Genomic DNA, 11,723 nt, shown 5'->3' with positions numbered 1-11,723 from the left:
AAAGCTTTGCATATGCAAATAAAATTGGTTAAAAAGCGATTTTATCAATGACCACTAAAAAACAAATTTACTTATATGAAAAACATTGATATTTGGGTGATTCTGATTTTTTCTGCACTCATTTTTGTTTGCGGTTTGGCTTTTTCTAAAACAGGAAAAAACATGAAATCCTATTTTGCTGCTGGAGGCGCCTTGCCTTGGTGGATGAGTGGGTTGTCTTTATTCATGAGTTTTTTCTCGGCAGGAACCTTTGTTGTTTGGGGTTCTATAGCGTACAAAAGTGGTTGGGTAGCTGTAAGTATTCAATGGACTATGGCTATTGCAGGTATCCTTATAGGTTTTTTTATTGCTCCCAAATGGCGTAAAACAAATTCGCTAACCGTAGCCGAATACATAACCAATCGTTATGGTTTTAAAATTCAAAAAACATATACCTATTTATTTCTACTGACTTCATTATTTACCACAGGAGCATTTTTATACCCTGTGGCCAAGATTGTAGAGGTTTCTACAGGGATTCCTATTTATACCAGCATCATCAGTTTAGGGATCTTAATTTTAATCTATACCGCCGTGGGAGGACTTTGGGCAGTTATCGTTACCGATGTGTTGCAGTTTGTGGTTTTAACAGCCGTTGTCATAATCATAGTTCCATTGGCTTTTGATAAAATTGGAGGAGTAGGCCAATTCATAGAACTTTCGCCTGATGCTTTTTTCAATTTGGTAAACGAAGAATATTCTATTGCTTTTATAATTGCTTTTGGACTTTATAATTTATTTTTTTTGGCCGGAAACTGGGCTTATGTACAACGTTACACCTCTGTTGCCACACCCAAAGACGCTCAAAAAGTGGGCTGGTTGTTTGGAGCTTTGTATGTGATAAGTCCGTTATTTTGGATGTTACCTCCTATGATTTACCGCATTCTAAACCCAAATCTTGATGGAGTAGAGTCAGAAGGTGCTTATTTATTAATGTGTAAAGAAGTTTTACCAGCGGGAATGCTCGGTTTAATGCTCGTTGGGATGATATTTGCCACTTCTAGTTCGGTAAATACCACTTTAAATATCGCCGCAGGAGTTTTTACCAATGACCTTTTTAAACATTTCAAACCTCAGGCAAGTGACGCTCAATTGATGCGTGTGGGGAAAACGGCTACCGTTGTTTTAGGCTTGATTACCATTGGGGTAGCTTTGGTTGTACCACTTTTAGGAGGTGTTGTCAATTTTGTTTTGAGTTTAGCAGCGGTAACAGGAGGAGCCATGTTTTTGCCTCCGTTGTGGACTATTTTCTCTAAAAAACAAACAGGGACTAGTATGTTATCGGTTACCTTAATCACCTTATTGATTACGGGATTTTTCAAATTTTTAGCTCCACAATTACTAGATATAACCCTGAGTCGTAGTGCCGAAATGATTCTAGGTGTTGCTGTTCCAATGGTATTAATGTTGGTATCAGAATTCTATTTAATCCAAACCAATCCATCCCAAGATACTTATGAAGCTTATGTACAAAAAACAGCTATTGGTGAAAATGTATATGAAGATGATTCGGATGGAAGTAATAAAAAAGGGGGAAGAGTCATTGGAATTGGAGTTGCCTTAACAGGAGCCTTAATACTTTCATTAGAATTTATTTCTACTATTTTAATTTCTATCGTGGTAGGAGTGGGAGCAGCAGTTTGCTTATTGGGCATCTTCATAGTTTATAAAAATAAAGAATAAATACATACGATTTAATTAAGAAAAAAATGCAAGTAGAAAGCTTTAGTTCAAAAGTAAGATCCAATAAAATTACTACAATTCAATCTGATTTAGTCGTTGTTGGCGGAGGATTAGCTGGTGTTTGTGCGGCCATTGCAGCTGCCCGTGAGGGTGTAACTGTAACTCTTGTTCAAGATAGACCTGTTTTGGGTGGTAACGCTTCAAGCGAAGTTCGTTTGTGGACTTTGGGCGCAACTTCACATATGGGAAACAACAACCGTTGGGCTCGTGAGGGCGGTATCATCGATGAGATTTTAGTCGAAAATTTATATCGAAATAAAGAAGGAAATGCACTTATATTTGATACGGTTTTGTTAGAAAAAGTTTCGAATGAGAAAAATTTAACGCTGTTATTAAACACCGCAGTTTATGAGGTAGAAAAAGCGGATACCAAAAACATTAGTCAAGTTACTGCCTTTTGTAGCCAAAACTCAACTACTTATATCCTTAAATCCAATTTATTTTGTGACGCTTCGGGAGATGGAATTGTGGGTTTTCAGGCTGGCGCTGCGTTTAGAATGGGTGCTGAAAAAGTGGAAGAATTTGGAGAGAAATTTGCTCCTGACCAATCCTATGGTGAATTACTAGGACATACCATTTATTTTTACAGTAAAGATACGGGAGCACCAGTAAAATATGTCGCTCCAGAATTTGCCTTAAAAGACATTACCGAAATTCCACGATATAAAAGCTTGAGTGATAAAGATTCGGGTTGTCGTTTGTGGTGGTTGGAATATGGCGGACGAAAAGATACCATTCACGAATCTGAAGACATCAAATGGGAACTATGGAAAGTAGTTTATGGAGTTTGGGATTACATCAAAAACTCGGGTGAATTTCCTGATGCTGCAAATCTAACGTTGGAGTGGGTTGGAACGATTCCTGGTAAACGAGAAAGCCGCCGTTTTGAGGGACATTATATGATCAAACAACAAGATCTAATCGAACAAAATACGTTTGAGGATGCGGTGTCTTTTGGAGGCTGGGCAGTCGATTTACATCCTTCGGATGGGGTCTATGACAGCCGTCCGGGTTGTACCCAATACCATTCTAAAGGGGTATATCAGATTCCGCTACGCACCATGATAAGTCAAAATATAGAGAATTTATTTCTTTCCGGACGTATCATTAGCGCTACTCACGTAGCTTTTGGTTCGACTCGTGTCATGGCAACTTGTGCTCATGCCGCACAGGCTGTTGGATACGGAGCGGCACAATGTGTGAAAAATAATTTGAAACCAGCCCAATTGCTAATTTCTGATAATCTAAAAGAATTGCAACAAACCTTGAGCATCAATGGGCAAAGCATTCCAGGGATAGCCATTGATAAAACTCAAAATTTATTGAAACAAGCAACCATCCAAGCTTCTTCTACTTTAAAATTAAACCAAATAGATTTTGACGGTGAATATACATCTCTAGAAGTGGCGGTTGCTCAATTATTGCCTTTCAAAGCCCATCAAAACTATGGCTTTAAAGTAAAAGTAAAAGCGCAAGAAGCTACCATGCTAACAGTACAATTGCGTACTTCGTCCAAAGCCAGAAATTACACGCCTGATATTATTTTAGAAACGATAGAAATAAAAATTAACCCGGGCGAACAAGAAGTAGCTTTTGAATTTAAAACAGCCACGACTGAAAATCAGTATGCTTTTGTTACTTTTTTATCCAATGACAAACTGAGTATTCAAAGCAGTACAAAACGATATACAGGAGTTCTTTCGGTCTTCAACGGACAAAATAAAGCGGTAAATAATAACGGAAAACAAACGCCTCCTGACAACATCGGAATTGATGCTTTTGAATTTTGGATTCCGTTTCGCAGACCCAAAGGACAGAATATTGCCATGCAAATCGAACCAACCATAGCGTGTTTTGGAGTAGAAAATCTAACCAATGGTTTTGTACGTCCTTATGGCAGTGCCAATGCTTGGTTGGCTGATCTTACTGATACCAAACCAACGCTAAAAGTGGAATGGGAAACCGAAGTAGCACTTTCTGAAATAAAACTATTCTTAGACCCTGATTACGACCACCCCATGGAATCGACCTTAATGGGACATCCCGAAGAAGTGGTTCCGTTTTGTGTGCAGAATTACACCATCAAAGACAGGAGTGGAAAAGTTTTATTCGAAAAAAAAAACAATTGTCAAGCAATTAATACTTGGACTTTCGATTCAAAAATAACAACCAAAGGATTTAGCATCGAATTGGAACAAAGCCATTCAAATGTGCCTGTAGCTGTTTTTGAAATTTTTTGCCAATAACCATTGATAGTAGGGATAGAATAAGTCAGTCTTTTATTTTAAAACTAGAAAGAAACAAAGAATAGAGGAAGCTATTGGTCGGAAATAAACAGGCGTAAATATTGAAAATATGAAAACAAAATTAATTATACTGGTATTTTTAGGCTTTATAGTTTCTAATGCCCAAACAATTTCATTAAATGGAAAATGGAAGTTTAAGGCTTCGAATAGTCTTTCTGAATCAGAATTGTTGCAATCGGATTTTTCTAATTGGGATACTATGCAAGTACCGGGGAATTGGGATACTCACGAAAAATATGCAACTTATGTGGGCAAAGGCTATTATCAAAAAGACTTTAGAGTTCCTCAAAAATGGCAAGGAAAACAAATCAGAGTTCAGTTTGAAGCTGTTTATGAAACCGCTATGGTTTGGGTCAACGGGAAATTACTAGGTAAACATGTTGGAGGCTATTTGCCTTTTGAATTTAACATCGCTCCTTTTCTAAAACTAGGCGAAAGCAATTCGATTATTGTCATGGCTGATAACTCTTACAAACGAGGCGCTTGGTGGGCTTGGGGCGGTATTAGCCGTGAGGTGTGGTTGGTAGCTACTGAAGATTTGCGTTTCGTTTACCAACATATTGCATCCATACCTGATTTTGAAAAAGGAGAAATCAATTTTTCTATAAAATACAAGGTGGAAAATAATGGTACCAATAGTGCCACAGCTCAAATTCTACCCAAAATTAAAGGGATTGATGTAGCTCCTGTTTCGGTAAAAATAAACCGAAATGCAACCGCTATTGCTGAAATAAAATTCAAACGCAAACTAGCTGATTTTAAATTTTGGCATTTTGATAGTCCTAATTTGTACCAATTGACGAGCGAACTGCAAGTAGAGGGAAAAAAAATGGATGTTACCGAAGATAATTTTGGTATTCGAAAGTTTGAAGTTCGTGGCGAACAGTTTTATTTGAACAATCAAGCGGTACGTATGAATGGAGTCAATCGGGTACACGACCATCCTAAATACGGCAATACCGAGCCAGATGGATTGATTAAAAAAGACATGAAAGACATTCAGTCTTTAGGTTGTACGTTCTCGAGATTGATGCATGCGCCTTTGTCCAAAAACCTTTTGGATTATTGTGACAAAAATGGTTTTCTATTAGTTGAAGAAATTCCGGTTTGGGGCGATGATGACCCTCAATCGTTTCCAAATAATCCAGTAACCAAAAAATGGATGGCCGATATGATCGAAAGAGATTTTAATCATCCCTCAGTGGTGGCTTGGAGTGTGGGGAACGAATTACGGGATGCTGTAGCAGACTGGGACGAAAAAGCTTTGACTAAAGACCAATACGATTATGTAAATGAGATGCTCGATTATGTGGCTAGTTTAGATACTACCCGCCTCAAAACCTATGTTACCATTACGTCTTATCGTAAGGGAGAAATTGGCACCGAACCTTACGAAAAAGTCGATTTTATTTCGATGAATAGCTATGGAAATGCTCCCGTATTGGCGCAAAAAACACATGAAAAATTCCAAGGCAAACCCATTTTTGTTTCTGAAATTGGATTAAGCCAGATTGGTAATGAACCCAATTCGGAACTGCGTAAAGAATTGGTGACTTATATCAAGGAATTAAAACAATTTCCTTGGATTTCGGGTGTATCGCTATGGAGTTACAATGATTATAGAAGTAATTACAAAGGCACACCCACATCGGGTTATAGAGAATGGGGAATTGTAGATGCTTTTCGAAAAAAGAAAAAGAAAGCGTATGCACAATTGAAAGCCCTTTATAAAGAATGGGAAGAATAATTTAAACAAAAACTATTAAACAGTTTACAAACTCAATAAAATACAAATGATGTTAGCTATTTTAAATAAAAACCGAATTACGACCACAATTTCTATCGGATTAGTTACTTTATTTTTAGCCACTTCTTGTGGAAGTTCGAAGCAAAAAGAGATTGTCGGTTATCCATGGGATATTCCACAAACCAAACCAAACCGAGCTTTGAGTGCGGCTATGGAGCGTTTGTATGACAATTATTTAACTCCAAGACCGGAGGATAACGAACTCTTTTCGAGTTTTAAATATACAGAACTCAAAGGATTTGATTATCATAATGGAGACGGAACAATCTCAAGACGTGACCCTTCCAAAATTATTTTCGAAAATGGAAAATACTATGTTTGGTACACTAAAAGAGATACAGAAACAGCTCCTGTAGGTGCTAGTAGAGCTAGTGAAAGTACCGAAAACATTCCCTCAACCGATTGGGATTTATGTGAAATATGGTACGCTACCAGTAAAGATGGCTTGTCTTGGGAAGAACAGGGCGTGGCAATCGAAAGACCTTTACTGCCACAAGTAGGATGGCGCTCAGTAGCGACTCCTGATATTTTAAAATGGGAAGGAAAATTTTATTTGTATTACCAAGGGTTTATGGAAGCCAGCGGAAAAAAAGGAGATCATTGTCCTGTGACTGCTTCATACTCTGATTCACCAGATGGCCCATGGATAGCGGCAAATAAAATAATTGTCGAAAATGGTGATAAAGGGACTTGGGATCAATTTTCTATTCATGATCCGTATCCTTTATTGTATAAAGGTAAAATCTACTTGTATTTTAAGGCGGCTTATGGTGATCGGCCTGATTATTTAGTTGGGAATGGCTTGGCTATGGCCGATAATCCTTTGGGACCATTCACTAAGCATCCTTTGAATCCTTTATTCAATTCAGGTCACGAAACCGCTTTGTTTCCTTTTAAAGAGGGTATTGCTGCCCTGATTACAAGTAACGGAAATGAAAGCAACACTATCCAATATGCAAAGGATGGAGTCAATTTTAATATTGCTTCGGTTTCGGCTTTGCTGCCTACTGCTGCGGGGGCTTATGTACCCGATGCTTTTACAAGTAACGGCAACGGACGTGGTATAAGTTGGGGATTATGTCATTTTACAGATATGGGTGGTCCTAATAAAAACTATAGTATTCTAGGTCGTTTTGATTGTGATTTAAGTTTAGATATCTATGACCCGAAAATGAAAAACACGAATCTCTTTTTGAAACCAGAAGTATATTTTTCGCAAAAACTTTCAGTAGAGCAATTGGAACGGATAAAAAAGGATAAAAACTAAATCCAGCATGCAAAAGCTCACATTATTGATCCAATTAGCGTTGGATACTGATCTATAGTTAATCTCCAACGCTACTAATGCTCAAGATTTCAAATGTTGTATTTTTTTCGAGAAAAGTAAATTTAGTTTGAAATTTTTGAGCTTTATTGTTTTATGACCTTTTGGGAAATTGTAGTGCCATCTTCCCAGTTAATTTTTGCAATATACATTCCAGCGCTTAAGTTTTTAGTAGCAATAGTAGCATTGGTATTATTGATTTTTTCAACCAACAATTTAGTTCCGCTTAAACTGTAAATTTGGACAGTGCTTATGTTTTTTTCTGAATTTATTTGAATAGAATCTTTAAAAGGATTTGGAAATAGCATCAATTTTTTTTCTTCAATCTTGGCATCTTGTTTCCCTAAATTTGGATCGGTCACAGGTTTGTAAATTCGAATCCAATCGATATTGAAATTATGATTGTCAAAATTTGTAATTTCTTCATCAGTAGGAGTACGTCCTTTACAGGCATTCCAGTTTTGATCTTCCATATTAATAATGATATCCATTTCTTTTACCAGTCCCGTGCGTGTAGCGGCAGTTCTTGGAGTAGCTGTTGAGGTATAATTTAATGGGTCTATTCCGTCTTTGCCGTTCACAGTATCTAGATTGTCCATTACCTTGACTAATTGACCATCCAAGTAGTATTCTAACCGAGTTGGACTAGCCCAGTACACACCAAGACGAATCCATTTGTCTGTCCAATAGGTTTTTGTAGCTCCCGTGTACCATGTGCTGGCATCGGTAGGCTGATAATCCAAAAACGGACTTCTAATAAATACATGGTGACTTAAATGCAAACGTTGTGCTAGCCAATCATTTCTAGTTGCTTTTCCGCCGTATGCTTCCAGGATATCGATTTCTTGGGTGTCATCTGGACTAAGCATCCAAATATCAGAAGCCATAACTGCATTTGCGATTTTAAAACGCGCTTCTACATATACAGGGTACTTTACCCTTGTTTTCGATGTAATGCAGCCCGCTCTTGTAGCCGCCATAGTCCAGCTTTCGGCAACATTATCTCCATCACAATCTACAGTAAAAGTCTTAGTTTCATTTGCCTGTCTAGTTGCAAAAACATGCAGATTTCCTCCGCTAACGGTAGTATTCTCATACCTCCATTTTGTAGGCCCTGGACCATCCCAAGTGTTGTGATAAAAGTTAGTCCACTTTCCGCCAATCGTTGCTTGATTAGTGGACGCTTTATAGGTGTAATTAAAATCATCAGACTGTGGCTGAATTTTCCAAATTTTTCCTGTTCCAGCATTTGCAGGAACGGGAATACCATTCCAATCTTGACAGTATAAAAATGGAGACATACATAAAGTAAGCAGTACAATTAATTTTAGTTTCATTATTCTTTGTTTAAATAATTATAATCTTTTTTTGGTCCCGCAATTTACTTTTTCAAGGTGTAAGTGAATGTTTACGGGACTAGATATAAACTGAACAATAGTAACAATTAGAAAAATATCTCAGCAATACTGTAGAACAGGATCATCATTTATCAACTTTTGCAAGCAGGATGGAGTTTGTAGGTTAAAATATTTTTTTTTGATTATATTTCTTAAATGTACCTGAACTGCCTGATGATTATATATTAAAATCCAAAGGGAAATTTCTGGCTAATATTTGTCAAGACATTTCTATATAAAAGTGGCAGATACTGGATATGACGGTTTCAAGGAATTGCAGCAACAGTACAATACGCTCCAAACGATGACGGACTATATGATGTGGAGGATCTTTTTATTCGCCGATCAATACTTCACTCGTTATATGATGGGAACAAGTGGAAAAGATGGAATGAGGTCTATTGCCATCACGTCAATTTTAGATGTGTGAAGCTGTAATTATAACATTTTCATGAAAGTTATCTGCTTTTTAGATTTAATCTCTTGTTCGAAATAGATACAGTGAATATGCTGCTATTCGCGAGATGCTTTTAAATAAAGTAATGTATAATAGTTTTGAATCTAAACTTGTTAGCACTTGATTTTGCTTACTTTCTATTTTCCAAAAAATCATGTGCCATCATTTTGCTGCAATTCTAAAACGAGTGATTGCTATAATATTTTTGATGTTTAGTAATGTTTCGAACTTAGGGATTCAAGTAGTTGTTTTATAGTGTATTAGGTGGTGTATTGAATGTGCGTGCACCGATTCTGCACCAAGAGTCAAACATCTATTTTCAATATTTTATCCGTTCAAAAATGTCCAATATACATTCGAAGATGCGCTTATCAATTATTGATTGTTTTAATTTTTTATTTTAATCAACAGATTTTATTAAAGTTTTTCCACAAAATTTTGATGGTTTATTGCCATTAGAAACGCTTTTAAATTTTTGGTGAAATTGCAGGCAACCCAAAAAAAATATGTTTTAATTTTTGATTAGGTTGGGGCTTATATGGCCTGTTGGGTTTAAATGATCTAAAAAAGAGGAAGCAATCCCTTATTTTACTAATTCATTTTATTTAAGTTTTCAATATGATACTGAATGTTAAAGTTTAAGCAGTTTTAAATCAAAAAGTATATACAAAACATGTCTTAGGATTTGAAGATTCTAAAAGTTAATCAGTACTGTGCAAGTTTTAACAGGCAGTATTATAGACCTCCATTAAAGAAGCATACCAATTATTTGTGCAATGGTTTTCGATGTGCCTTTTTTATTTGAGCAGCAGTTTAACCCAGTCACGTTTTTCAGCGATTTTTTCGGTGCCGCCAAAATTTGATTTGAGCAGTTCCCTGATTTGAAATTTTGTCTTGTTCCTGATGCTTTTATCCCAAAGAGCAAAATCATAAATATGAATCTGATCGGCATTGGTGTTTATGACCAATGCAAGCCTTGAGGTCAGATCTTTATATTTTTTTATTTCATTAAAAATATCCCGGCTCGGAACCACTATCAGCACATTTTCCCAGTTCAGATATTCTTTGGAAATATCATTTCTTTCAAGCAGACCCAAGGATTCAAATAAAGCCGTTATTTTTTGTCTGTTCAGCCGGTTAATTTTTTCATCTATGCTTTTTAGAGCATCCTGAAGCGACTCTTTATCAATAGCATTCATTTTCATCGGTTTAATTCAAAATAAAATTAATTCAAAATGTCTTTTCTTATTTGGTGAAAACCAGTAGAATGATTCTAAATTTTATTAACGAAAAAAAACAGCAGCTAGATTCCCCTGTTAAAATTTAAAGAGATTTATATGGTGCTGATATCGTTTGCATTCAAAGCTTTGATTTGGATAAGCCCCGCAATTTCTGAATCAGGCCAATTCATATCCTCAATTTTACGATTGGAATAACAGTAATTAAGTTTTAAATTTGCGGATATGACAAAACTGATCAACTTAAAAATATTCGCGCATTTTTTCCGCTCCTCCTCGGCAGGCGGCATTTTTTTGATAACATCCCTGCTGGTGTCTTTGGCCATTGCCAATTCTGGCTGGTCGGAAGGTTTTAAAGGGATCCTTAACTTTGAACTGGGATTCAATACAGCCTGGATTCATTTAAAATATCCTGTAGGGCTTTGGATCAATGACGGGCTGATGGCGGTTTTCTTCCTGATGGTCGGTCTGGAGATTAAACGGGAGGTAATAGAAGGGGAGCTTTCCACCTTTTCACATGCGGTTCTGCCTGTCCTTGCCGCGGCGGGAGGGGTAGCGGTCCCTGCCCTGATTTACGCATTTTTTAATGCTTCGGATCCCCAAACAGCTAAAGGCTGGGGCATTCCTATGGCTACGGATATCGCCTTTGCACTTGGAATTTTATCGCTTTTGGGCAGCAGAGTGCCTTCTGGGCTGAAGATTTTTCTGGCCGCCCTTGCAATTGTCGATGATTTGATTGCAATTTTAGTGATAGCCTTATTCTATTCCTCGGAGCTGAACTTTATGTATCTGGGCTATGCGGGAGCATTGCTGGTTTTATTGGTCATTTTTAACCGCTCAGGTATTAAAAACCTGCTGTTTTACCTGCTCCCGGGGATATTGATCTGGTATTTTATACATCATTCCGGGGTCCATGCGACCATAGCCGGAGTATTGGTGGCGATGACCATACCAACCAATGAAGACGATACCGAGTCGCCGCTTGAAAAACTGGAGCATTTCCTTGCGTGTCCTGTCAATTTTCTGATTATGCCTGTCTTTGCGCTTGCCAATACCAATATAACCTTTGAACCTGCTATGTTGCAGGGGCTTTTCAGCAGTCTGGGCCTTGGGATAGTCCTGGGTCTTTTTTTGGGCAAGCCTGTCGGGATTTTTATCATGTCCTGGCTGTCGGTAAAGCTGAAAATAGCCGCACTGCCCGAATCTGTCACCTGGGTGCATGTGCTAGGACTTGGACTGCTGGGAGGAATAGGCTTTACGATGTCGATATTTATTGCTTTACTGTCTTTTAACGATGCGGTGCTGCAGAACGAAGCCAAATTTGCCATACTGGCAGCTTCCACGGCGGCGGGCATCACAGGCTTCTCCATTCTGCGGCTGTACAGCAGAAAACAGAAAATGAGATTTTAGGG

At 37.6% G+C, this 11,723-nt stretch carries 7 protein-coding genes; 5 read left to right on the top strand and 2 right to left on the bottom strand.

Translation table 11 applies throughout. From position 1 onward, the window contains the following. The first annotated feature begins 75 nt into the window (after positions 1-75). From P0R33_RS06855 to P0R33_RS06840, 4 genes are all read left to right on the top strand, one after another. Entirely contained in the window at positions 76-1,722 is a 1,647-nt protein-coding gene (locus tag P0R33_RS06855; protein ID WP_144219297.1) for a sodium:solute symporter family protein, read from the top strand. A gap of 26 nt (positions 1,723-1,748) precedes the next feature. After that, entirely contained in the window at positions 1,749-4,028 is a 2,280-nt protein-coding gene (locus P0R33_RS06850) for an FAD-dependent oxidoreductase (protein WP_276174770.1), read from the top strand. 109 nt (positions 4,029-4,137) lie between these two features. Further along, complete coding sequence (locus P0R33_RS06845; RefSeq protein WP_144219298.1) at positions 4,138-5,835, top strand: glycoside hydrolase family 2 TIM barrel-domain containing protein; 1,698 nt, start codon at positions 4,138-4,140, stop codon at positions 5,833-5,835. A gap of 49 nt (positions 5,836-5,884) precedes the next feature. Further along, a complete protein-coding gene (locus tag P0R33_RS06840) occupies positions 5,885-7,162 on the top strand; it encodes a family 43 glycosylhydrolase (protein ID WP_144219842.1) in 1,278 nt (425 codons plus the stop codon). A gap of 143 nt (positions 7,163-7,305) precedes the next feature. On the opposite strand, the gene P0R33_RS06835 is transcribed toward P0R33_RS06840, so the two are convergent. Together P0R33_RS06835 and P0R33_RS06830 are read right to left on the bottom strand one after the other, a co-directional pair. Continuing rightward, positions 7,306-8,556 carry a T9SS type A sorting domain-containing protein gene (locus P0R33_RS06835; RefSeq protein WP_276174769.1) on the bottom strand — a complete coding sequence of 417 codons (1,251 nt, stop codon included), beginning with the start codon at positions 8,554-8,556 and terminating at the stop codon, positions 7,306-7,308. Positions 8,557-9,870: 1,314 nt separating this feature from the next. Continuing rightward, positions 9,871-10,272, bottom strand: coding sequence for a hypothetical protein (locus P0R33_RS06830; protein ID WP_179005218.1), 402 nt, complete (start codon positions 10,270-10,272; stop codon positions 9,871-9,873). 264 nt (positions 10,273-10,536) lie between these two features. On the opposite strand from P0R33_RS06830, the gene nhaA reads away from it, so the two are divergent. Then, positions 10,537-11,721, top strand: coding sequence for a Na+/H+ antiporter NhaA (gene nhaA / locus P0R33_RS06825; RefSeq protein WP_179005220.1), 1,185 nt, complete (start codon positions 10,537-10,539; stop codon positions 11,719-11,721). Positions 11,722-11,723: the final 2 nt, after the last annotated feature.

It is taken from the genome of Flavobacterium sp. YJ01, assembly GCF_029320955.1.
Taxonomy (GTDB): domain Bacteria; phylum Bacteroidota; class Bacteroidia; order Flavobacteriales; family Flavobacteriaceae; genus Flavobacterium.
The sequence above is the reverse complement of the archived record's forward strand: the minus strand, read 5'-3'. Positions and strand labels throughout refer to the sequence as shown.